Source organism: Kiloniella majae (assembly GCF_002118315.1).
Lineage (GTDB): Bacteria > Pseudomonadota > Alphaproteobacteria > Kiloniellales > Kiloniellaceae > Kiloniella > Kiloniella majae.
Window position 1 is genome coordinate 213,944 of the sequence record NZ_MTSZ01000001.1, and the last position, 22,950, is coordinate 236,893.

Here is a 22,950-nt window from a genome sequence, read left to right on the forward strand (position 1 = left end):
ATTTCTCACTGACGATCAATCGCGGTCTTTGCCGCATGGCTCTTATAGCATGATCTGTTTCATCGATGATCAATACCAAGCTTAAATCTATTGCCCCCTTTTAACTACTTGAGCGCTTAGGTCAAGTATTCCTGTTTATCCTGCCCCGCAGAGCTGCCATCTGTTTTTCGAAGAGCTGAAGACTAAAATACTGATATGATTGACACATTATTAGCATCTCTATAAGTAAACATCACCATGACCAAGTACAGAGTTTAAAATATACAAAGATTTTCCGCTGTTTTATTTGACCAAGTGATAAAATAAATTTAGCATTTGATGCACAGTGAAAAGAGACGGAACAATCTGTCCTGACTGTAGAAGTAAAGAGCTCTGTACAAGTCGATTAACAGGAACAGCTGTTCCTGAAAGCAAATAAACAACGGCTAACGGTGAAATACCGATCTTGTATTTGGGCGCTTTCAGAGCTGTTTTACATCTATCCAGGGAGGGATTTCATCATGACAGGTTTATCCAGAAGAACCGTTCTTGCGCTTGCTGCCGCAGGTTTGGCAAGTGCAACGCTTGGCGCAACAGGTGCTTTTGCAAAAACCATTAAGGTCGCAGGTATCTATACACAGCCTATTCAGCAAAAATGGGATGCACGCCTGCACGAGGCACTGGTTGCCGCAAAAGAAGCCGGTGAGATCGAATATGTCTTTTCAGAAAAAGTTGCCAATACCGACTACGTTCGTGTGTTGAGAGAATATTCTGAAAGCAAAGTTGATCTGATCGTTGGTGAAGCCTTTGGTATCAGCCGCGAAGCCCGCAAAGTCGCAGATGATTATAAAGATGTTGCCTATTTGATGGGTGATCCCTTTAAACCCCACGGGGATAATTTCTCTGTCTTTGATAACTACATTCACGAACCCTGTTATCTTATGGGTATTCTTGCCGGAAGCATGAGCAAATCAGGCAAGATCGGCATGGTCGGTGGCTATCCGATTGGTGAGGTCAACCGTCTGTTCCACGCCTTTATGGCGGGTGCGCTATCCGTGAACCCCAATGCACAGTTCAAAGTCAACTTCATCGGATCCTGGTATGATCCCCCGAAAGCAAAAGAAGCCGCCTTTGCACAGATCGAAGCCGGGGTTGATGTTCTCTATGCAGAGCGTGCAGGTGTTGTTGATGCGGCACGTGACAAAGGTATTCTGGCCTTTGGTAACGTGAACGATATGAACAAGGAAGAAAATGGTAAAGATGTTGTTGTTACCTCTGCCCTTTGGCATATGGAATCAGCAATTGGACATGCCATTAGCCAGGTAAAAGCAGGTACCTATTCTGCTGCTGATTATAAAGAGTGGACCATGATGCAAAAGGGAGGAGCTTCCCTCGCCCCTTATTATGAGTTCGAAGATAAGATACCAGCAGATGCCAAGGCTAAGGTCGAACAAGTAAAAGCAGATATCCTCTCGGGTAAGTTTGTTGTTGAGATCAACGACAACGAGCCCAAATCGACCTATTAGCCGCCTTCCATCCCCGATCTTGTTTTTCCTCAAACCATTTTGGGGGGGGATCGGGGATTTTTTTGAAGGAGTATTTATCAGTTTTTCTTCAAAAACGTATTTAGGCGAATAGATAAAGATGTAATTATAATTGATACTTAAGCTTTGTTTGGGTATCAATCCAGGAATTATCCATTTCTTTCTCGTCCCGCTATTTCAAGACAATTCTGTTCTTGCATTTCTTGAGGCATAACATGGCTTTGCTTGCCTTTCATAACATTACCAAGCGCTTTGGCTCTCTTGTCGCCAACGACGATATTTCCTTTTCACTCGATAGAGGTGAGGTCATTGCCCTGCTCGGGGAAAATGGCGCAGGAAAAACGACCCTGATGAATATCCTGTACGGTCACTATACGGCGGATGAGGGATATATAGAAGTCGATGGACAGAAACTGCCCGCCGGGCAAACAGATGCCGCAATTAACGCCGGAATTGGCATGGTTCATCAGCATTTTACATTGGCTGAAAACCTTACTGTCCTTGAAAACATCATGCTTGGCACCGAAAGTTTGTGGTCACTGGGCCAAAAACGCGCGCCCGCCAAGGCAAAGCTGGCACAGATGTCAAAGGATTATGGCCTTAAGGTTAATCCCGATGCCCGTATCGCTGATCTGTCTGTCGGGGAACGCCAGCGGGTCGAAATTCTGAAAGCGCTCTATCGGGATGCCCGGGTTCTGATACTGGATGAACCCACAGCGGTTTTGACACCACAGGAAGCTGACAGCCTGTTTAAAACCTTAAAAAGCCTGACCAAAGAAGGCTTTGCCATTATCTTTATATCTCACAAACTTCACGAAATTCTTGCCATCAGTACACGGGTAGAGGTTTTACGACGCGGAAAAATTGTTGGCAGCATTGAAACAGAAAAAGCTGACCGAAAACTGCTGGCCGAAATGATGGTCGGCCGCACCGTTGAACGCCCGGTTCTGGAACAAATGACAATTGGAAAACCAATTGTCGAACTTGAAGACGTCAGCGTCGAAGACAAAAACAAAGACACCAGTGGTATTCCAAAACTCAATCAGGTCAATCTTACAGTTCATCAGCATGAAATTGTAGGTATCGCCGGTGTTGCCGGGAACGGGCAATCAACCCTTGCCGATCTGCTTTCCGGTCTGGAAAAACCTGATGCGGGCACTTTTACTCTGCTAGGTAATGCCGTAACCAGCGCTTCACCTGCCGACATTGTGCACCGGGGTGTCGGACGTATTCCCGAGGATCGTCATAGCTCTGGCGTCGTTGGCGAGATGATGCTGTGGGAAAACCTTATCAGTGAAGACTTACGACATGCACCCGTGTCCAAAGCCGGCGTTTTAATAGATCGAAAAGCCTGTCTGGAACGGGCCAACAAACTGATCGATGCCTTTGATATCAGATGCGAAGGCCCGGAAGCAGAAACCAAGCTGCTTTCCGGCGGGAACATGCAAAAACTCATTCTCGCTAGGGCTCTATCGCCGCAGCCTGATTTTATTCTCGCCAATCAACCTGTGCGCGGTCTGGATGAAGGCGCGATTGCCTATGTACATGGACAACTTCTTGCGGCCAGAAAACGTGGTGCTGCCGTTCTCCTCATTTCCGAAGATCTAGATGAACTCTTTGCCCTGTGTGACCGGATTGCCGTTATGTACCACGGCAACCTGACACCAAGTTACGATGCCAAAACTCTGACAACTGCCGAAGTAGGTTTGATGATGGCCGGAACAAACCATTCAGAACAGACACACTCTGAAAACACAAATCATTCGGTGACAACGAATTCTGGCAACGAGGAACAGCCCCATGCAAATTGAACCTCGGGAACACGTTGCCGCCTGGCGTATTGCCTTGGCACCAGTTGCCGCTGTCTTTATCTCACTGTTAATTGGATCTGTCCTGATCCTGTGGGTTGGTGCATCTGTGTTAGAAGCTTATAGCCTGTTGGTCAAAGGTGCTGTGGGGTCCAGCTTTGCCCTGACAGAAACACTGACGCGCTCTATTCCGCTGATTTTTACCGGACTGGCGGCAACAATCGCCTTTCGCGCCAAGTTTTATAACATCGGAGCCGAAGGACAGCTTTATTGCGGGGCCTTGGCCGCAACATTTTTTGGCACCGGCCTGATCACCCTGCCCCCGTTGCTGATGATCCCTTTCCTGATGCTGGTTGGTGCCTTGGCAGGTGGTGCAGCTCTTGCCGTGCCCGTTATGCTAAAAACCCACCTTAAAGTGGATGAAGTTGTCACAACCCTGTTGCTCAACTTTGTGATCCTGCTTTTTGTCGGGTATTTTCTGGAAGGTCCTTTGAAAGACCCAATGTCCATGGGCTGGCCGCAAGCTGAACCCATCATTGACGAAGGTCTTTTTCCCAGTCTCGTTGATAAAAGTCGATTACACTTTGGCTTTGTCTTTGCCATTATCGGATCTGTCCTTTGCTGGGCCATGATGCGTTTTACCGTATGGGGCTATGAAATCAGAGCTGTCGGGCTTAATGCCTCTGCTGCCAAGTTTGCAGGCATTAACGTAAACGCTACTGTCATCCGCACAGCTTTAATCAGCGGTGGACTTGCCGGGATTGCCGGGGTCAGCGAAGTCGCCGGGCTAAAGGGATATCTGACGCTCGACATTTCCCCCGGATTTGGCTACACGGGCATCGCCGTAGCCATGCTGGCACAGCTAAACCCGCTAGCAGTGATCCTCTCGGCACTTTTCATTTCCATGATTTATGTCGGCGCAGATTCCATGAGCCGGGCAATTAACATTCCGACCTATATCGCAGATGTTCTGGTTGGTCTTTCCGTCCTTTCCATACTTGTCAGTGTGATGCTAACCCGCTATCGCGTGAGGTTCAGATAAAGCCATGATGGATATTCTTGAAATACTCGTTTCTGCTGGCTTCTGGGCGGCAACAATTCGCATCGTAAGTCCACTAATTCTTGGCACACTCGGTGAACTTATCTGCGAGAGAGCTGGCGTTCTCAACCTTGGGATCGAAGGCATTATGACCATGGGCGCCATGTCTGGATGGATGTGGGTCTATATGGGGGGTGATTTATGGACGGGCGTTATGTTTGCAGCCTTTATGGGGCTGATATTCGGCCTGTTGCACAGCATATTCACCGTTTATCTGGGCCTTTCCCAGCATGTTACCGGGATCGGGATTACTCTCTTTGCCTCTTCGCTTAGCTATTACGTCTATCGTATGTTGTTGCCGGATGCGACCACGCCCCCGAAAATTGAACCTTTCCAGGTCTATGAAGTTCCCTTCCTGTCAGAAATTCCGGTTATTGGCGAAGCACTCTTTAGCCAGACGCCCCTGACCTATCTCGCCCTGATCCTTGTGCCTGTTGTCTGGTATGTGCTGTACAAGACGCCACTTGGGCTTGCCGTACGTATGGCCGGGGAAAACCCCATGGCAGTCGAAGCACAAGGCATTAACGTTCTTTCTATCCGGACCGGGGCCGTGATGGTCGGTAGTGCCTTTATGGCAGTGGGCGGCGCCTTTATTACCATGTCTGCCTTTGATGCCTTTTTCTTTGGTATGATCAATGGCCGTGGCTGGATCTGCATTGCGCTGGTTATATTTGCTTCGTGGAAACCCGGAAAGGCCTTGATAGGCGCACTACTGTTTGCCGGACTTGATGCGTTACAGGTACGTGCACAGCAAACGGCTGGCGCTTTAATCCCTTATCAATTCTTCCTGATGATGCCTTATATTCTCAGTATCGTTGCAATGGTTATCATGGCCCGCAAAGCCAGTTACCCCAAAGCCCTTCTGGTTCCCTTCCGCAGAGGCGAACGGACATGATACGAACGAACACAATGTTGGCACTTGATCTCGGCAACTGTATTTAACGAACGGTAATTAACGGAAAACCCCATGTTTGATCTCATTATCAAAAACGCCCGACTTGCTGATAGCACAGATGCTAAAAACAGCGTTGATATCGCCGTTAAGGACGACCGTATTGTCGAAATAAATCCGCATATTACGGATGGCATTGTCGAGGGACAGACAGAGATCATTGATGCCAAAGGCCATCTGGTTACTGCCCCCTTTATTGATCCGCATTTCCACCTTGATTCCACCCTCAGTCTTGGCCACCCCAGATTGAACGAAAGCGGTACTCTGCTGGAAGGTATTCAGCTTTGGGGAGAACTAAAACCGCACCTGACCCACGAAGCAATCAAGGAACGTGTGCACGCCCTCGCCCGCTGGTCCATCGCCCGTGGCACCTTGGCAATACGCAGCCATGTGGATACCAGCGACGACCGCCTGCTTGCTGTTGGTGCCCTGCTGGAAGCCAAGAAAGAACTCGCCCCCTGGATTGATATTCAGCTGGTCGCCTTTCCTCAGGATGGGTATTTTCGCTATGAGAAAGCGGCAGAGAACCTGAAACGTGCCCTGGATATGGGCGTTGATGTTGTTGGCGGCATTCCCCATTTCGAACGCACCATGGATGATGGTGCCCGTTCAGTAAAAGCACTTTGTGAAATTGCGGCTGATCGCGGTTTGCTGGTTGATATGCACTGTGATGAAAGCGATGATCCCAATTCCCGCCACATCGAAACCCTTGCCAGCGAAACCGTGCGCTTGGGCTTACAGGGACGTGTGGCCGGATCTCACCTGACATCCATGCATTCCATGGATAATTACTACGTCAGCAAGCTCCTGCCTCTGATCAAGGAAGCTGAGATCACAGCGATCCCTAACCCGCTGATCAACATAACGCTGCAAGGTCGCCACGACAGCTATCCAAAACGACGCGGCATGACACGGGTCAAGGAAATGACAGCCATGGGCATTAACGTCGCCCTTGGCCACGATTGTGTTATGGACCCTTGGTATAGCTTTGGCAGCCACGACATGCTCGAAGTCGCCCATATGGCAACTCATGTCGGTCAAATGACGGGCGTTGCAGAAACCAAAGCCATGTTCAAAGCTGTCACCGAAAATTCAGCCCAGGTCATGCACCTGCCGGATTATGGCATTGCCAAAGGCAACTTCGCTGATCTGGTGATCTTACAAGCAAAAGACCCCATCGAAGCCATCCGCCTGCGCCCTGCCCGACTGTATGTGATACGTCGGGGGAAGGTTATCAGCACAACCGCCCCCGTAGAGGCACAGCTTAATCTGGATGGGAAAAAGGAAACGGTGAATTTCCTGAGATAGCTGTAAGCAGCAGCACTTCAAGCTGCGTTTATCGAGTTTTTGATATAACATCAAAGGCGAATGAAATCAGATAACACGCGAATATCAATCAGATCAAAGCCTTAACTACTTTGTTTCATTAGTGGTCATCAGTGCATCTATTATACTGATTTATAGTCTAATAGATTAAAAAGATAAATTTGTTACTCTTGTAGAGATTTAATAATTTGTCGAATTTTCGTGGCATTTTCACTGGAGTTTTCAAAGATAAACGCACTTGAACACGGCGCTTGAAGGACGGTCATCAAATTTGGTTCAATACTTGACGGAATAGTTGCCGATGGTCCTCGTAATGGAGGGCGCGTATCGGTAGGATTCCTCAATGCTATTAAATATAAAGAATCAGAAAGGTTATCAGGCTCGCCAAAAGTTGAGTTGTTCCAAGTCACCGTAGTTGTGTTGGATACATTTCCTAAAAGCACCTCTCTAACATCGATATCGAAGCGCGCATAGTCAGTTAAAAATGAGCGTTGTTCTATTATACTCCTTTTTTCTGCTCGCTCTTTTTCTGATAGCCCCGTTTGCTTTTCGAGAGCAGCAATTGTTTGTTTCCTAAAATTTTTATCTTTAACAATCTCATAATTAATTACTTTGCCTACAACTACAGCTTCGGCATATTTGACATCTTCCAAAACCATTCTTGCGCTAATAATGCAGGCATTTGCAGGACTCGAAAGAAAAATAACGTACGAGCTTAAACACAATATAATCAGACGCTTTATGTTGTTTTTATTCTCGATTTTATTGGTATCATTACGGCCACCAAGGACTTCATTATTTCCGATAATCTTTGTCATTGAATTCACCTTGTTAGATTCAATATAGACAGTCCGCTTTTGGGCGATTGTGGAAGTACTTGTATTAGAAAAGACATTATATAAAACACCCAAAAATACAATCTTTAGTGTAATATTAAACTCTATAACTAATACCTTTTTCTTGACGCTAAAACGCTTTGACAATTGAAGGTAATAATTGTCAAAGATGCAACGCGTTTACAGAACTGCCGCGAATGCATGAGAGCTATTCGCATATGCCCTATACAAAAACCGGCAGAGCGACTATACAAATAGCTGTTGTTCTTCAAGGGTTAAGAGATAATGACTGCATTCAAGGGTTCCGTTCAGAAAGCGCGGCAAAATATTTCGACTGTTTTTTCGGAAACGCCGCTACAGCACAACCGTTTTCTGTCGGATAAATACGACTGTAATGTTTATCTCAAACGTGAAGACCTGACCCCGGTCCGCAGTTATAAAATCCGCGGGGCCTTTAACTTTTTCAGCAAGGCACTTGAGAATGGTCATGGTGCTACAGATGACCAGCAGTTTGCCGAGCAACAATTTGTATGCGCTTCTGCGGGGAACCATGCACAGGGCTTTGCCTATACCTGTAATCATTTCAAAAAGCGCGGCACGGTCTTTATGCCAACGACAACGCCGCAGCAAAAAATACACAAGACCCGTGCCTTTGGCGGTCAGTATATTGACGTAAAACTGGTCGGGGATATCTTTGACGAGGCCTACGAAGCAGCCCACAGGTTCGCCGATGAAGAAAATGCCTTTATGGTACCACCCTTTGATCATCCCGATATCATAGAAGGACAGGCAACGATTGGGCTGGAAATCATGCATCAACTGGGAGGCGAAGCTCTTGATACCTTGATCATGCCCACAGGCGGCGGCGGATTGGCGGCGGGCGTGACCCAATACCTTAAAGAAACATCCCCCGACACTGATTTCTGGTTTGTTGAACCCGAAGGCGCACCAAGCCTAAAAGAAAGCCTTGCCGCAGGCGAACGCATCAAACTGGACAGCATTGATAACTTTGTTGATGGTGCTGCCGTTGCCCTAATCGGGGAACATAACTTTGAAGCACTCAAGGATTTTTCTGCGGATCGCGTTCTCCTTGCCCCCGAAGATCGCCTGTGCGCCACTATGATTACCATGCTCAATATCGAAGGTGTTGTTCTGGAACCCGCCGGTGCCCTAACTATTGATATTCTGCAATCCCTCGATCCCGAAAGTATCAGAGGCAAGAACGTTGTCTGCGTTACCTCTGGCGGGAACTTCGACTTTGAACGCCTGCCCGAAGTAAAAGAGCGCGCCCTGAAATACGCTGGCCTCAAAAAATACTATGTTCTGCGCATGCCCCAGCGTCCCGGTGCATTGAAAGACTTCCTATTCCTTCTCGGCGAAGATGACGATATCGCCCGTTTCGAGTACCTGAAAAAATCTGCCCGCAACTTCGGTTCGATCCTGATCGGGATCGAAACCAAAAACCCGAAGAACTTCGAAACACTGATGGAAAAATTCCACGAAAACGGCATCCAGTTTCAGGACATCACCAACAATGAAATTCTGGCGAACTTTTTGATTTAGCAATTAAAATTAAAGAATTTTAAAAATAATTCTCGATCAATTCCATAGGTCATGAACAAGTTATTCCGTTAAATGAACTTCATTCAGCCCACCTTTACAATGCTGTAGTGACATCCCGTTGTATCAAGCCAGAATCAGCGACCTGCCACACTCCTTTTACACAACCATCTTTATCAATGTCCCAGCAATGCGAAAACCGGACTTCTATTTTGTTCGGCACATGCTTTCCTACTATATGATAATGCCCCAAAACCACCACTGTGTTCTCGCTATCAATAAAGCGGTCAGGATGTGCACCAAAAGACTCAAAATTCGCCAATAACTTCGGGTAAAACTCACCGAACACTTCGACAATACCCCGATAAATACCGCTTCCCGGAAAACCAGGTGATACATTCCAGACTGGCTCTTTCGTTAACAAAGACAAAAGGCCTTCACGGTCTTTTCTCTTCAGTGCCAAGTATAGGCTTTTGATGGTACGGATATTCGCTGAATCTTCTTCATTTAAAATCAACAAATCTAGTATCTCGTTTACATTTTAATAAAAATTACACTCCATTAAATTTATATAAAAACTAAATATTGTACAGTAATTTTCTTAAATAAATTAAATTGGATTATTTCAATGTCAGAAATGACTAACATCGCGATGATTTTGGCAGCTTTTTTAAGCGCTATTGCAGCCATCCTTCACATTGCTATCATATTTGGTGGCGCGTCTTGGTATCGGTTTTTTGGGGCAGGCGAACAGATGGCCATGGCTGCTAAATCTGGGCGCATCTACCCAGCATTCTTCACACTCATGATCGCCCTGGTCCTTACTATATGGGCTGCATATGCACTTTCGGGTGCTGAACTATTTCCGCCCTTGCCATTTTTGAAATTAATTCTCAGCTTAATCACTGTGGCATATTTATTACGCGGCAGCTTGATCTTCTGGCTTGTATTTTTTGATCGCAGTAAGATGACCCCATTTCTTTGTTGGAGTTCAATAATTTGCCTCTTCTATGGGATCGTCCATCTCTATGGTATCTTTCAAATTCCAGACTAAGACAACAAACCAAACTCCTAACAATAAAAAATAAACCTTTCTCAGTGTTTACTTTGCACCACTGCTGTCATTTAGGGATAGGTTGGTGGAATTTCTTTTCATGGGCAGTGGACTAAAATTGGCATCACAGAGTCACCCAAAAGTAGGCACTATTTCTCTAACGAGAACAGAGGTAATTTTATTAATTCAAAAATAATTTAAAAAAAATGGAATAAAAAGAAATCCGGGCTGTAGTCCTAGTAACTTTCGAATTTGTTTGCTTGTCAGACAAAAGAATATACGGGACAAAGCTATGACGACGCGCATTGAAAAAAATTCTGCACTCATCGAAGAAACAACCCCTGTTTCACAAGATCTTGATACGAGCTTAAACCATCTGATTCCCCCTGATACAGATACCAATAGCATAATATCTTCGCAGGCTTCTGCCAGTTCGAATGACCCTTTAATTGAATTCGCCAGTGCTTTGGGTAATCCCGATTACTTTGCCGAGATCATTGCAACCCTTTCCGAAGAAGAAAAAGAAGAGCTTGCCAAGATATTGGATCAGGCCCCCATCGAGACGGCAGCGGGGGATGCCGTAGCACTCGTTGGGGGCGGAGGAAGCCAATACAGCGATGACTTGGGAACCGCAATCGACCTGTTAAACCGACAGGGTGTTATTGATCCGACAGAGTTGGAATTTGGTCTTATTGGTAATCAGCCTGATACAACGGATCGGGGGAATACAGGCAATTTAGATACCCCGCTCGCTCCTTTTTTAAACCTGTCACTGAACTTACTGCCCACTTCAATCCGCGATCAAGGGACCTTTAACAATCGGCCAATTACCTTGAGGGGCGGAGATGGAAACGATGTTCTGGTCGATAGCGGTATTATTGTTGGTGATGGCGCAAATAATGTTTATCAAATTAGCTTTGCCCACAATCTGTCCCCGACAGAAACCATTCTATTACAGGGTTTCCCAGCCGGGACGGTCCTTAATCAGGGTACAATGGTTCCCGGAAGCAACGGCACTGCATGGGAAGTAACTGCGCCTTTTTCATCCATTATCTTTTCAGCCGATAATGCCTGGACGGCTGGTTCCTATAACATTCAAGCAACCAGCGCCGGACTGGCATCGTCGGTCACGATCACCCACCAAACGTCAACATCATTTGGGGATGACCACATCACAGGACTTTCCACAGACGATACGATCTTTGGGGATGGTACTTTCATAACGAACGCTGTTGCTGGTGATGATGTTGTCAACGGTGGCGGCGGAAACGATTACATGAATGGTGATAGCTACTATCTGACCAACTCTGTGGGGGGGAATGACACGCTTTCCGGGGGAACCGGGAACGACAGTATTCATGGAGATTCTGATGTCATCAACGATTCAGTCGGTGGCGATGATATCATTTACGGTAATGATGGGAATGATAATATCTATGGGGATGGCAGACTTCTAAATGATTCAAACGGCGGAAATGACATCATTTACGGCGGGGATGGGGATGATGGTATCGTTGGGGACGCAGGGAGCATAAACGTCTTTGACACGAACACCTATTCCGGTGGAGATGACATCATTTATGGTGGAAATGGAAACGACCGTATTTGGGGAGATTCTATACATCAAAACGGCTATATCCAAGGTTTCGGGTTTAACTTCGCATTGGGAGGCGATGATATTATCGATGGGGGTGATGGCGATGACATCATTTACGGGGATAGCCAAACCTATCCAATGAGTACTGGTCATAATGTCGGGGGGGATGATATAATCATTGGTGGTCGCGGGAATGATACCATGTACGGCGTTGGTGGAAGTGATCGATTTGTGTTTCGTCAGGCAGACATTGCCACCAATGGCCCGGTTGAAACAGATACCATCAAAGATTTCCGGTTTGATGATGTGATTGATCTCGGCGATTTACTCAATACGGCGCAGACGGTATCCAATCTCGATCAATATTTGGATTTCAGTCAGGGCACAAACGGTGTTAATATTAACATTGATACCAATCAGGATGGGGCTACAGATCACGTCATTGTTCTCGAAAACCAAACACTCTCTAGCCTTGGTTGGCCGACTGGAACCTCTGATACTGACATCCTGACCAACATGTTAAACCATAATACGCTTGATACTCTGGCTTAGACAGCTATGGTGCAACGGTTATTTTACCACCAAAAGATGTTATTTCATACGCGCGGCATCAATGCTTACGCAAAAGCAATTAGACACAAACAAATTTGATAAGGCCCAAGCAATTGAATTTTGAGCAAAAATTAGAATCCTCTATGCCAAAGCTTAAACGCTATGCCAAATATTTAACAAAAGACGACGACCTGGCTTCCGATCTGTTTCAGGAAACATATGGCCGTGCCCATGCCAAAAAGCATCTCTATAACGATGCTTATGAAATGGAACAGTGGTTATTCCCTATGATGAAGAACCTCTGGATCAACCAGATAAAGCGTCGGCAAAAGGAGTTGCAGTCTCAAACCGAAATTGAAAATGACAGCATCCAGAACAACATCTGTTTTGCCAAGGAAATAGAGCACCGTTCCCTCTTGAACCGTGTGCAGGATGTTCTTAAGAACCTGCCGCAAAAGGATCAGGAAGTTCTGGAACAAATCGTTTCCTTTGGCCACAGCTATGAAGAAGCAGCCAAAAGTCTTTCTGTTCCAATTGGCACAGTAATGAGCCGATTGTCACGTGCTAGAAAACGCCTGAAAGAGAAACTACAGCTCGGTGAAGAGTTTATCTTTATGTTCATCCCTCCTGTGTTTTACGACCCGGCGGATGTGGACAAATCTTTGGATACTCTTTTTATGGATCCAAACCCTGCATCAGATCAGGATGACACCTCAAAGAACGCAGGTTCGCCCCCTTCTGTTATGACGTCCCGTTCCAAACGACTGGCATGGAAAAGCAAATCTGATCTTTTGGCGCTGTATTATAAAAAGCGTCAAAAAAATACACAGCGCGATCCCTATGACTATCAACTCCATGCCTCTTTTATCATTTTGGGGGTAGAAGGCTTGTTTGAAACGCTTCCTGCACTCCAGACCGAGGAAGATTTGGCTTTAACCGGAACAGCATCAATTGATCCACAAGCAGAAGATAGAACCGTTCAGTTTTCAGAAATTCAAGAGACACGCATAGCACAAAATAAAGACCATTCCCTTTTGGAAGATACCCAGCACCTCAACCTATTAGACGAAGAGCTTGATGATCCTTTGGCGTCCCTTATCATCACAGGCGCATCAAAAGAAACTGCGTTGTCCCCAGAAGACACCACCAGCCTAAGCGGACAATCATACCACCAAAGCATTGGTACAATTCTGGAATTATTGAGTACACAAGGTGTATTGGACCCCACAGAGATTTTAAGCACCGCTGCACCAATCGACGGGACAGAAACGTTGTCGTCTGCCGGGATCGACACACCAAATCAAGCCACGACATCGATTATTCCCTTCAGCGATTTACTGGGGTCAGGTTTTTCACCTGTGTTTACGGATCCCCAAACAACCACAAATACCGCTAGCGACGGCTTTGTTGTTGTCACCACGTCTGGCGGCGGCAGTATACTGGAAACAGTCTTAGGGAACGATCCTACTTTATTAGGCGGAGACCCGACACTTCCCATCATATAGCCCCTTTTCATAAATAACCTCACAAGTACCGTTTAAGAAAACTCCTTCAACACAAAATCCCCGATCTTTGTGAACAGGACAGCTCTGTTCAAAATTCAGAGATCAAATCAATAAACTCTCACTTATTTAGCTATGGATAACAAAATGAAAACAGTAACTTGCATCGCCCTCGGCGCACTTATCACCCTAAGTCAGCCCGCTATGGCAGAGCCATCCATCAATAATATGCAAGGGTGCCAGGCCCTCATTGATTTTCTCGATGCCAAGCTTGATCAGACATCCTATGATTCATCTGATGTTACCAAGGTTCAAGGTGGTCTGGCAGCCTATAACAGCTATATACAAAACGAAATCATTACACCGGGACTGCTAAAATTCAGTAATGGTGACAAATCAAAAGCCAGTAAACTTCAAGAACAGGTGGATGCTTATAAAACCCAAGTCGTGGCTGGATATAACAAGAGATACCCACAAAACCGTCTCTTCATGGATCATGTTGTCGCCCTCAATAACTGTACACAACAGGCCATTCCACAAGGTGCAGATCTACAGGCCCTAAAAACATCTATGGAAACAATGGTTGCGATTTTAAAAGCAAGCTAAACAATACATTTTTCTACTTTTATTACGTAAAAGCAGTCGTTTCCAGCGGCTGCTTTTTTGTTTTTTTTGTTCTAAAAATAGAGTTTTATAAATCAGAATTCAGACATCATATTTTCTGTTGCTTGTCAGTAATCTGTCAGCTTGGTTAGTGTACGACCACATCCTATAAAACCCGATAGAGTTATTCAGTAAAATAAATAAACACCTAGTATTACTTAAAAGTCATTATACAGGAAAGATTTATGACGACGACTGCACGACTTGAAGGTCTGGATTTTGCCCGTTTCATAGCATTTATTGGTATGGTTCTGGTCAATTTCACAATTGCCATGGGCGCAGAAGGGCAAGGATCTTTCCTGGCAACAAGCTTTGTTAGCGCTTTGGAAGGGCGGGCAGCAGCAACCTTCGTCGTACTTGCCGGCATAGGCCTTGGATTAGCGGCAAGCAAAAGCAACCCAAATCATGAGTTTAACGACAATCTTGTCTGGCTCACCACAAAACGGGCAGTATTCCTCCTCGTCATTGGCCTTTTAAACAGTCTGATTTTTGATGCTGATATTTTGCATTACTACGCACTCTATTTCTTTTTTGGTGTCTTCTTTATCCGCATGAGTTCCGGCGGGCTTATAGTCGCTATAATCGCCCTACTCATCGGCTTTGTTATTATGCTCTTCACCCTTGATTACGATGTGGGTTGGGACTGGAAGACATATACCTATAAAAATTTTTGGACTCTGGAGGGTTTTGTTTGCAATCTCTTTTTCAACGGTTGGCACCCCGTTGTTCCCTGGCTGGCATTCTTTCTTTTTGGTATTTTTCTCAGCAGGCTGTCCATGGATCAAGCGCACACACAATTTCAACTTTTCATTTTCGGCTTGATTGCCCTGCTCACTGTTGAAGGCTTATCGCTTTTCACCCTTGCCTTGCTTACTGGTGCAGAGCAAGATTTGCTAGATATTGCCACCACTGAGCCTATTCCGCCAATGCCCTTTTACATGATTGCGGGCATGGCGAGTGCCTGTATGGTCCTAGCCTTTAGCCTTTGGATTAGTTCTGTCTTTTCCAAGTCATCTGGCCTATCAAAAATGCTTGGTTTTAAGCTCTGCAAACAAATAGGCCGCCAGACGCTTACCCTCTATGTTGCCCATATACTTCTGGGTATGGGGACCTTGGAAGCACTAGGACTTCTTGATGGACAAAATGCATCTGGAACCACAGATGATGCAATTCTTGCCTCTGGAATTTTTCTGCTCGCTACAGCTTTCTATGTATGGGCATATTCCAAGTTCTTCGCACGTGGCCCTGTCGAAAACCTGATGCGTATCATCACCGGATAAGGCACTTGGCAAGGTGAAAATTTCGGGACGATAGATCATTTAGAAGCCTATAATGCATAAAAGGCTATCGTACCGGTAACAACACCCCAGACACACATGTTGATAAAAGACCGCAAAATACCGCCATCTTCTTCAACCGTTACGCCCAGCTTCTGAACCACAATATCACCAGGGAAAAGAAAAGCAGTTTCAAGCCAACGCAGAAAAGTCATGTCGCTTCCTCCACAAACATTCATTTAATATATATGTTTATGGATAACTTTAACAAAGTCAACTTAAAAGCCCCAAACTCTGGTGGGACCATTGGACGCAGCAGAGGTTTAATTTAAAAAATGGACAGTCCGGTTTTGGTCGTAAAAATCTCTAGGGCTTTTCCACCAACAAATGAATTTCCGTAATGATCAAGTTCAGGAGACCAGACCGCAACGGAAAATTCCTTTGGCAAAACCGCAATAATGCCGCCGCCGACACCACTTTTTGCCGGCAACCCAACGGTATAGGCGAAAGATCCTACTGCATCATAAAGCCCACAGGTCAACAGCAAAGCATTGATCCGCTTTGCATCCCGGCTTGTCATAACCTGTTCATTCGCAACCGGAGAGTACCCTCCACAAACAAGCGGCATAGCCGCACGCGCAAGATCCAGACAAGAGGTTGTCAGGGCACACTGCCGGAAATACACATCCAGCAGGTCTGGAATGGGTGTATGGATATTCCCAAAGCTGCACATCAGGTTCGCCAGGGCGGCATTCCGATAGCCCCATTCCTTTTCAGATGTAGCAACTTCTTCGTCCGGGCGGTTTTCCTCATTGCCCGAAAGCATGCGGTAATAATCAACAATTCGACGCGACGCATCTGCTGATCGTCCCGCAAGAATATCTGTTATTACAATGGCACCGGCATTGATAAAGGGATTACGGGGTATTCCCTGTTCATATTCCAACTGCACCAGAGAATTAAAAGCAGTTCCTGATGGTTCTCGCCCAACGCGTGCCCATATATCTTCGTCCCCTAACCCTAGAACCTGCATCAGGGTAAAAAGTTTTGAAATAGACTGGATAGAAAAATCTTCTTCTGCGTCACCAACCGTAAATTCTTGTCCCTCAGCGGTTCGTATAGCCATGCCGAATTTATGGCCCGGCACATTCGCTAAAGCTGGAATATAATCAGCTTGTTTTCCCTTTCCAAAGAAAGGTTGAACTTCTTCTTTGATCTCTTCAAGAATTCCGGGAAGATCGATTGTATCAACAGTCATATAATAGCCTGATCCAGAAACAAGTGTGATATCGCACCACCACAAACAGCGCACGAAAAACCGTAAACGACCAAACCAATAAAGAAGATAGATTTCATTGCAACCGATTTATTCAGATTTTCACGGAACAAATAATACTCGGGATGCATATATCGAGATTCTATGAGCCTGATATTTCGATACAATCACATAATTTTTAATAAATAATAACAGTCTGAACCTCAGCGAGATCCAGCTACTTTTATGTTTCAGAAATAAAAAATCGGCTGACCAGTGCGATCAGCCGATTTTTATCACCACGCTTAAAAGGCGTTTTCCCCGTTATCCCCCACCCATCAGATAATTGGGTAGCCATGTTGCAATCTCGGGGAAGACACAAAGAATGGCAATGGCCAAAACCATACAGAGCATAAAGGGAAGCGCCCCTTTCAAGATGGTGGGGAGCGATACATCAGGTACAATACCGTTAATCACATAAAGATTTAGCCCCACAGGCGGTGTAATAAGACCTATTTCCATATTGATGGTGAAAACAACCGCAAACCAATAGGGATCAAACCCGGCTTGAATAATGATCGGCAGAAGAATTGGTGCGGTCATCAGTATCACAGCAACGGGTGGCAGGAAAAAACCCGCGACCAGCAGAAACAGATTGATAATGATAAGTAACTGCCATTTTCCAATATCAAGATTGGCAATGTACTCTGCCACAGACTGGGTCACAAAAAGTGATGAGAGGGTATAGCTAAAAAGTGCTGAGGCCCCGATAATCATCAAGATCATCACAGATTCTTTCATAGAATCAGACAGAATTGCCCAGATCTTTCGCGGCTGCCACATGCCATAGATCACAACAACCAATAGCAAACAGAAAAGAGCCCCTACGCCCGCGGCTTCTGACGGAGTTGCAACACCACCGTAGAGCACATAAAGCACCCCGATAATGATCAGCAGAAAAGGAAAAACGCGAGGTAAAACTTCAAACTTTTCGCGCCAACTATATCCACCAATTTGCGCTTTAAAACTATAGCCATTTCGCCAGGCTGTGTAGAGCGACCAGCACATAAACAAAACGGTCAGAAGTAACCCAGGTAGCAATCCAGCCAGAAACAGGCGGCCAATAGACGTTTCAGTCGCAATGCCATAAACAATCATCGTAATAGATGGCGGGATAAGAATTCCAAGGGTTCCACCAGCAGCAATTGAGCCTGTCGCCAATCCATCCGGATAGCCACGTTTGCGCATCTCAGGGATGCCCATCTTCCCGATTGCAGCACAGGTCGCGGGCGAAGAACCACTCAAAGCTGCAAAGATCGAACAAGCACCAATATTTGAGATAATCAAACCACCCGGTACGCGATTGAGCCAGCGATCAAGCGCCGCATATAAATCTTTCCCCGCAGGCGAAGAAGCAACCGCCGCCCCCATAACAATAAACATTGGAATTGAGACAAGCGCAAACTCTGCCAGACCAGAAAAGAAAGTTTCCGCGACAACATCCAGAGCATCAAAGCCCTCGAAAGCGAAGAGGAAGACAACAGCAATCAGCCCAAGGCCAAAGGCAACAGGAATTCCGGAAGAGAGAACGACAATAGTTACGATGGCGACCAACAGGCCAATATAAAGCGGATCCATTATTATTCCCCCTCGAATGAACTGTGGCTATCCATCGCAAAGGGCATGTCTCGCCCGCTCATTAAGGCCATGATATCTGCTACATACTGAAGGGATAACAAGCCAATACCAAGAGGAAGTGACAAATAGGGTATCCACAAAGGTAGCTCCCAAATAGTATCAGTTACCCACCCACCTTCCAATGCCTCGGCAAAAAGTTCATAACCCTTCCAAGCTAATAAGATCGTAAAGATCAAACCACAAATACTCGCGACAAAAGCCAGAATTTTTCGCGCTGGCAGGCTTAAGTAATGTGGTAGCAAATCGACATTAACATGACCCTTGATTAACAGGACATAGGGGCTTCCGATCAATGTCGCAGCGACCAATGCATAGGTAACATAGTCCGTTTGCCACACCGTTGATTCCTGGAGGAAATAGCGCAGGACAACCATTTGACAGACGACAACAATGGCTGAGGCAATAAGAATGGAAGCAAAGACACCACATACACGGGAAAGTTGGCGTACGAGATCAATAAAAAAATTCATACTGAACTGACCAAACGAAAAGAGTAAATCAACGCGAGGAAAGTGCCCCACAAGAGTTCTGTGAGGCACATATATTCTTCCTACTCAACAGCGAGAGCTTTGTTAATCAGCTCTTCACCCCCGTCCACTTTTTCGGCGAAAGCTTTGTAAGATGTTCCCTTAGCAATTTCAAGCCACGCGGCTGCATCTTCGTTACTCATTGTAACAACTTCAACGCCAGCACCTTCGTACGCCTCAACCAACTTGGTATCTAGTCCCTTGGCCGCATCAATAAAAAAGTCTTCAGATTTTTTACCTGCAGCCATTAAAGCGTCTTGCTGTTCTTTATTGAGCTTATTCCAGCTTTTCTTTGACATCAGGAGCGGCTCATACATGAACCACAGTGCGTTATCGCCGGGTGCTGTCAGACATTTAACCTGTTCATAAATGCGATAGGAAACAAAGCTTCCCGAGCTGGTATTGGCCGCATCCAGCACACCGGTTTGCATAGCGGAATAAATTTCCGAACTTGGCATAGACGCAATAGAGGCCCCTGCCCCAACCAGCATTTGCTCAAAAGATTTACCGGCAGCACGGGTAACCTGCCCCTTCATGGTATCAGGACCAAGGATACATTGCTTCTTTGACGCAAATCCGCCTGCAAGCCAGGCATCAGCCAGAACAACTACGCCCGCATCATCTATGATTTTCTTGATATCATCCATGAACGCCGATTTATTCAAGCGCGTCGCATGGTCGTGATTTTTGACCAATCCTGGCATATTTGTCGCGTTGAATTCTGGGTGGCGCCCCGCAGCATAAGCAAGGGGAAAAGCAGAAATATCAAGCTGTCCCTTCACCATTGCGCCCCACTGTTCTTTTGGTTTGAAAAGCGCTTTACCTGGATACACTTTTATATCCAAACCAACATTCGCAGCATTGACTTCGCGCGCGATGATTTGAACCATTTCATCTCTAACATCCCCTTTACCACCAGGCCATTGATGCGATGCCTTCAGACTTTTTGCCATTGCCGTTTCAGCAAACAATCCACCCGTTAGTACAAAGCTGCCCAGCGCCAACCCAAGCGCCTTTTTTGACATTTTCATTGGTAGTCTCCCTGTTTAGGTCAGTTTTCCCCAAAGAGAGAAGATGACCTGTTGCTTTTTATAGAATTTTAAATTCGATTTTGAACACAATAAGCCAGCTTAGAAATACAAGTCAATAATTCTTGTATACAATAATTATATTTAAATATACAAAATAACCTGTATTATAGTTTTCAATTTCCCGATTTTTGAGTGATAAACTCTCTTCAAAACCGCGAAGCACAAACAGTAAAACATCAGGAGTTCTAGGCGTGGCGAACATGTCGTCAAATGACTTGAGAAGACAGCTTGAACATGAAATTGTCCTCGGCGAGATTGTACCGGGCACAAGGTTGGACGAGGTTGCTTTAACCGAACGCTTTGGTGTTTCCAGAACACCTGTCAGAGAATCCTTGCAACAACTCAGTATGATGCAACTGGTTGAAATTCGTCCCAGGCGTGGTGCTTTTGTCAAAAAAATGAGTCTAAGAGAACTCGTCGATATGTTTGAAGTTATGGCCGAGTTAGAAGGTACCTGTGGCAAGCTGGCCGCTGATCGCATGCCCGACGATGAGCGTGATAAACTCAAGGAGTTACACCTCATCACAGAACCACTTGTCAAAAACAAGGATTACGATGGCTATTACCGCGCCAATGTCGCTTTTCATGAAGCAATATACAAAGGCAGCCATAATGAATTCCTTAGTGATCAGACCAAGAGTCTGCGAAACCGGTTAACACCATACCGACGTCTTCAGCTACGCCAGAGTAATCGCCTCAATAATTCTTTTCAGGAACATGCTGAAATTACCGAAGCCATAACAAGCGGCAACAAAGAATTGGCAGAACAGCTTTTAGGAACGCATGTTACCGTTCAGCGCGGATCCTTTAATGATTTTCTCGCCAGCCTTCCCATGGATTTGATTGATCAATCAGCCTAACTCAACCACCAAGTTCAAACGTATTTTCTGCATAGAGCTATTATGTCTAAAAATCTTTACGCCCTGTTCCAATCACGCTTCCCCAATGACATGTCATCTGATTTCATTAAGTCACCGAATGGGGAAAACCTGAGCTACAATGAACTGGATCAACAGACAGCCCAAATGGCTGGGACACTATTATCTCTAGGCGTTGAAGCCGGGGATCGCGTTGCCGTACAGGTAGAGAAAACAAAAGAAGCCGTTGTTCTCTATTTGGCGTGTTTGAGGATCGGCGCTATTTATCTGCCGCTCAACACTGCCTATACTGCAGATGAGCTTGATTATTTTATGGGGGATGCACAGCCCCATGCCATGGTTTGCACACCCGAAAAATACAAGAAGCTTGAAACAGTTGCGCAGCGAAATTCAGTTCCCCATCTTCTGACCCTAAGCAATAACGGAACAGGCGGCCTGATGGATCTGTTCAAGCGGGCATTACCTCATCATGAAGTAAAGGATGTTTTTGGTGATGACATTGCCGCGATCCTCTATACATCGGGCACGACGGGACGATCAAAAGGTGCGATGCTTAGCCATGATAATCTAGCCAGTAATGCCGATGTTTTACACAAGTATTGGGGATGGGTACCTAATGACATCCTCTTACATGCCCTGCCAATATTTCATGTCCACGGTCTTTTTGTAGCGATACACTGCGTGCTGATGAACGGTTCAGGGATGTGGTTTTTGCCCAAATTTAACACTGAAGAGATAATCAGTCTCCTTCCAAAGAGTACTGTGATGATGGGGGTTCCCACCTTTTACACCCGCTTGTTGGATCACCCCGGCTTTCATCAAACCGTATGCCAGAACATGAGATTATTCATTTCAGGCTCAGCTCCCCTTTTGGAAGATACTTTTGAGCAGTTTTCAAAACGTATCGGCATGACCATTCTCGAGCGATACGGCATGACAGAGGCCGGTATGATTACATCTAATCCTCTTGGTAACCCTCAGGATAATTCTCGACAGAGTGATCGCATTGCCGGGACAGTTGGTTATCCGCTTCCCGGGGTTCAAGCAAGATTGTCAAAAAGCACACCCGATGAAGATAGCAGAGATGAAGATGTGGGGGTTCTGGAGATAAAAGGGCCAAACGTTTTTAAAGGCTATTGGAAAATGCCGGAAAAAACCGCAGAAGAATTCACCAAAGATGGCTTTTTCATAACAGGGGATATCGCAACAATTGCCGAGGACAACCGCGTTGCCATCGTCGGGCGCGCCAAAGATCTAATCATCAGTGGTGGCTACAATGTCTATCCCAAAGAAATAGAACAACTTATTGATACTATTGATGAAGTAAAGGAATCTGCTGTTATCGGTGTCCAGCATCCAGACTTCGGTGAAGCCGTTGTCGCCATTATTATCAGCGATAATACAAACAATTTACACGAAGCGTATATTCTTAATCACCTAAAAGATCAACTTGCACGGTTTAAACAGCCAAAAGCGATTTTTTTCCTTGATGAGCTCCCCAGAAATACAATGGGAAAAGTTCAGAAGAACATCTTGAGACAGAAATATGTTGATTTATTCTCAAATGTTCTTTCCAAGTGAGATCAAGCTGTCTAAAAACTATACTTAAGGACATAGTTCACTAAAACTTCCAACTCCCATAATTATAATTAACTATCAAATACTTACACCAAAATTATAATAGATTTATGTACATAAACTGATGCTTTTTAATTCCCAGATATTCTTGTTAATTTTTTTGCCGTTAACTTT

The 22,950-nt window shown here is 45.5% G+C and carries 20 protein-coding genes; 13 read left to right on the forward strand and 7 right to left on the reverse strand.

What is annotated here, in order from left to right:
• The first annotated feature begins 500 nt into the window (after nt 1-500).
• The 5 genes from BKB51_RS00975 (at nt 501) to BKB51_RS00995 (ending at nt 6,690) form a co-directional block, all read left to right on the forward strand.
• Nucleotides 501-1,505, forward strand: coding sequence for a BMP family protein (locus BKB51_RS00975; RefSeq protein WP_085899230.1), 1,005 nt, complete (start codon nt 501-503; stop codon nt 1,503-1,505).
• Nucleotides 1,506-1,738: 233 nt separating this feature from the next.
• A complete protein-coding gene (locus BKB51_RS00980) occupies nt 1,739-3,334 on the forward strand; it encodes an ABC transporter ATP-binding protein (protein WP_085899231.1) in 1,596 nt (531 codons plus the stop codon).
• Nucleotides 3,324-4,373: an ABC transporter permease gene (locus BKB51_RS00985; RefSeq protein WP_085899232.1), complete on the forward strand. Its 1,050-nt coding sequence runs from the start codon at nt 3,324-3,326 to the stop codon at nt 4,371-4,373. The genes BKB51_RS00980 and BKB51_RS00985 overlap by 11 nt, the downstream gene beginning before the upstream one ends.
• Before the next feature lie 4 nt (nt 4,374-4,377).
• Nucleotides 4,378-5,325: an ABC transporter permease subunit gene (locus tag BKB51_RS00990; protein ID WP_198946588.1), complete on the forward strand. Its 948-nt coding sequence runs from the start codon at nt 4,378-4,380 to the stop codon at nt 5,323-5,325.
• Nucleotides 5,326-5,397: 72 nt separating this feature from the next.
• A complete protein-coding gene (locus tag BKB51_RS00995; protein ID WP_085899234.1) occupies nt 5,398-6,690 on the forward strand; it encodes an amidohydrolase family protein in 1,293 nt (430 codons plus the stop codon).
• A 182-nt stretch (nt 6,691-6,872) separates the two neighbouring features.
• On the opposite strand, the gene BKB51_RS20835 is transcribed toward BKB51_RS00995, so the two are convergent.
• A complete protein-coding gene (locus tag BKB51_RS20835; RefSeq protein ID WP_198946589.1) occupies nt 6,873-7,526 on the reverse strand; it encodes a hypothetical protein in 654 nt (217 codons plus the stop codon).
• Nucleotides 7,527-7,829: 303 nt separating this feature from the next.
• Here BKB51_RS20835 and ilvA point away from each other — a divergent pair, with 303 nt between their 5' ends.
• Nucleotides 7,830-9,107: a threonine ammonia-lyase IlvA gene (ilvA, locus tag BKB51_RS01005; protein WP_085899235.1), complete on the forward strand. Its 1,278-nt coding sequence runs from the start codon at nt 7,830-7,832 to the stop codon at nt 9,105-9,107.
• A 94-nt stretch (nt 9,108-9,201) separates the two neighbouring features.
• Here ilvA and BKB51_RS01010 read toward each other — a convergent pair whose 3' ends face one another.
• Complete coding sequence (locus BKB51_RS01010; protein ID WP_085899236.1) at nt 9,202-9,624, reverse strand: nuclear transport factor 2 family protein; 423 nt, start codon at nt 9,622-9,624, stop codon at nt 9,202-9,204.
• Between the two features lie 108 nt (nt 9,625-9,732).
• Here BKB51_RS01010 and BKB51_RS01015 point away from each other — a divergent pair, with 108 nt between their 5' ends.
• From BKB51_RS01015 to BKB51_RS01035, 5 genes are all read left to right on the forward strand, one after another.
• Nucleotides 9,733-10,158 carry a hypothetical protein gene (locus BKB51_RS01015; RefSeq protein WP_085899237.1) on the forward strand — a complete coding sequence of 142 codons (426 nt, stop codon included), beginning with the start codon at nt 9,733-9,735 and terminating at the stop codon, nt 10,156-10,158.
• A 292-nt stretch (nt 10,159-10,450) separates the two neighbouring features.
• Nucleotides 10,451-12,307, forward strand: coding sequence for a type I secretion C-terminal target domain-containing protein (locus BKB51_RS21225; protein ID WP_085899238.1), 1,857 nt, complete (start codon nt 10,451-10,453; stop codon nt 12,305-12,307).
• Nucleotides 12,308-12,420: 113 nt separating this feature from the next.
• Nucleotides 12,421-13,812: an RNA polymerase sigma factor gene (locus tag BKB51_RS01025; RefSeq protein WP_276327904.1), complete on the forward strand. Its 1,392-nt coding sequence runs from the start codon at nt 12,421-12,423 to the stop codon at nt 13,810-13,812.
• A gap of 144 nt (nt 13,813-13,956) precedes the next feature.
• On the forward strand, nt 13,957-14,415 hold the full coding sequence (locus tag BKB51_RS01030) for a hypothetical protein (protein WP_198946590.1): 459 nt from the start codon (nt 13,957-13,959) through the stop codon (nt 14,413-14,415).
• Nucleotides 14,416-14,657: 242 nt separating this feature from the next.
• Nucleotides 14,658-15,752 carry a DUF418 domain-containing protein gene (locus BKB51_RS01035; RefSeq protein WP_085899240.1) on the forward strand — a complete coding sequence of 365 codons (1,095 nt, stop codon included), beginning with the start codon at nt 14,658-14,660 and terminating at the stop codon, nt 15,750-15,752.
• Nucleotides 15,753-15,799: 47 nt separating this feature from the next.
• On the opposite strand, the gene BKB51_RS20840 is transcribed toward BKB51_RS01035, so the two are convergent.
• From BKB51_RS20840 to dctP, 5 genes are all read right to left on the reverse strand, one after another.
• Nucleotides 15,800-15,964 carry a hypothetical protein gene (locus BKB51_RS20840; RefSeq protein ID WP_179188718.1) on the reverse strand — a complete coding sequence of 55 codons (165 nt, stop codon included), beginning with the start codon at nt 15,962-15,964 and terminating at the stop codon, nt 15,800-15,802.
• Between the two features lie 113 nt (nt 15,965-16,077).
• Nucleotides 16,078-17,007 (reverse strand): glutaminase, encoded by a 930-nt coding sequence (locus tag BKB51_RS01040; RefSeq protein WP_085899241.1) that lies wholly within the window; start codon nt 17,005-17,007, stop codon nt 16,078-16,080.
• A 321-nt stretch (nt 17,008-17,328) separates the two neighbouring features.
• The gene (locus tag BKB51_RS01045) at nt 17,329-18,642 is read right to left on the reverse strand and encodes a TRAP transporter large permease (protein WP_085899242.1); all 1,314 of its coding nucleotides are present in this window, start codon (nt 18,640-18,642) and stop codon (nt 17,329-17,331) included.
• A gap of 2 nt (nt 18,643-18,644) precedes the next feature.
• A complete protein-coding gene (locus BKB51_RS01050; RefSeq protein WP_198946591.1) occupies nt 18,645-19,241 on the reverse strand; it encodes a TRAP transporter small permease in 597 nt (198 codons plus the stop codon).
• 11 nt (nt 19,242-19,252) lie between these two features.
• A complete protein-coding gene (gene dctP / locus BKB51_RS01055; protein WP_198946592.1) occupies nt 19,253-20,260 on the reverse strand; it encodes a TRAP transporter substrate-binding protein DctP in 1,008 nt (335 codons plus the stop codon).
• Between the two features lie 260 nt (nt 20,261-20,520).
• On the opposite strand from dctP, the gene BKB51_RS01060 reads away from it, so the two are divergent.
• Entirely contained in the window at nt 20,521-21,180 is a 660-nt protein-coding gene (locus tag BKB51_RS01060; RefSeq protein ID WP_085899243.1) for a GntR family transcriptional regulator, read from the forward strand.
• Nucleotides 21,181-21,222: 42 nt separating this feature from the next.
• A complete protein-coding gene (locus BKB51_RS01065; protein ID WP_085899244.1) occupies nt 21,223-22,779 on the forward strand; it encodes a malonate--CoA ligase in 1,557 nt (518 codons plus the stop codon).
• The last annotated feature ends 171 nt before the right edge of the window (nt 22,780-22,950 follow it).

Coding starts and splice junctions, on each gene's coding strand:
- BKB51_RS21225 (WP_085899238.1), top strand. CDS start 10,451: ATGACGACGCGCATTGAAAAAAATTCTGCACTCATCGAAGAAACAACC.
- BKB51_RS20840 (WP_179188718.1), bottom strand. CDS start 15,964: ATGACTTTTCTGCGTTGGCTTGAAACTGCTTTTCTTTTCCCTGGTGAT.
- BKB51_RS00990 (WP_198946588.1), top strand. CDS start 4,378: ATGATGGATATTCTTGAAATACTCGTTTCTGCTGGCTTCTGGGCGGCA.
- BKB51_RS01030 (WP_198946590.1), top strand. CDS start 13,957: ATGAAAACAGTAACTTGCATCGCCCTCGGCGCACTTATCACCCTAAGT.
- BKB51_RS00980 (WP_085899231.1), top strand. CDS start 1,739: ATGGCTTTGCTTGCCTTTCATAACATTACCAAGCGCTTTGGCTCTCTT.
- BKB51_RS01035 (WP_085899240.1), top strand. CDS start 14,658: ATGACGACGACTGCACGACTTGAAGGTCTGGATTTTGCCCGTTTCATA.
- BKB51_RS01065 (WP_085899244.1), top strand. CDS start 21,223: ATGTCTAAAAATCTTTACGCCCTGTTCCAATCACGCTTCCCCAATGAC.
- dctP (WP_198946592.1), bottom strand. CDS start 20,260: ATGAAAATGTCAAAAAAGGCGCTTGGGTTGGCGCTGGGCAGCTTTGTA.
- BKB51_RS00985 (WP_085899232.1), top strand. CDS start 3,324: ATGCAAATTGAACCTCGGGAACACGTTGCCGCCTGGCGTATTGCCTTG.
- BKB51_RS01015 (WP_085899237.1), top strand. CDS start 9,733: ATGTCAGAAATGACTAACATCGCGATGATTTTGGCAGCTTTTTTAAGC.
- BKB51_RS20835 (WP_198946589.1), bottom strand. CDS start 7,526: ATGACAAAGATTATCGGAAATAATGAAGTCCTTGGTGGCCGTAATGAT.
- BKB51_RS00975 (WP_085899230.1), top strand. CDS start 501: ATGACAGGTTTATCCAGAAGAACCGTTCTTGCGCTTGCTGCCGCAGGT.
- BKB51_RS01060 (WP_085899243.1), top strand. CDS start 20,521: ATGTCGTCAAATGACTTGAGAAGACAGCTTGAACATGAAATTGTCCTC.
- BKB51_RS01040 (WP_085899241.1), bottom strand. CDS start 17,007: ATGACTGTTGATACAATCGATCTTCCCGGAATTCTTGAAGAGATCAAA.
- BKB51_RS01045 (WP_085899242.1), bottom strand. CDS start 18,642: ATGGATCCGCTTTATATTGGCCTGTTGGTCGCCATCGTAACTATTGTC.
- ilvA (WP_085899235.1), top strand. CDS start 7,830: ATGACTGCATTCAAGGGTTCCGTTCAGAAAGCGCGGCAAAATATTTCG.
- BKB51_RS00995 (WP_085899234.1), top strand. CDS start 5,398: ATGTTTGATCTCATTATCAAAAACGCCCGACTTGCTGATAGCACAGAT.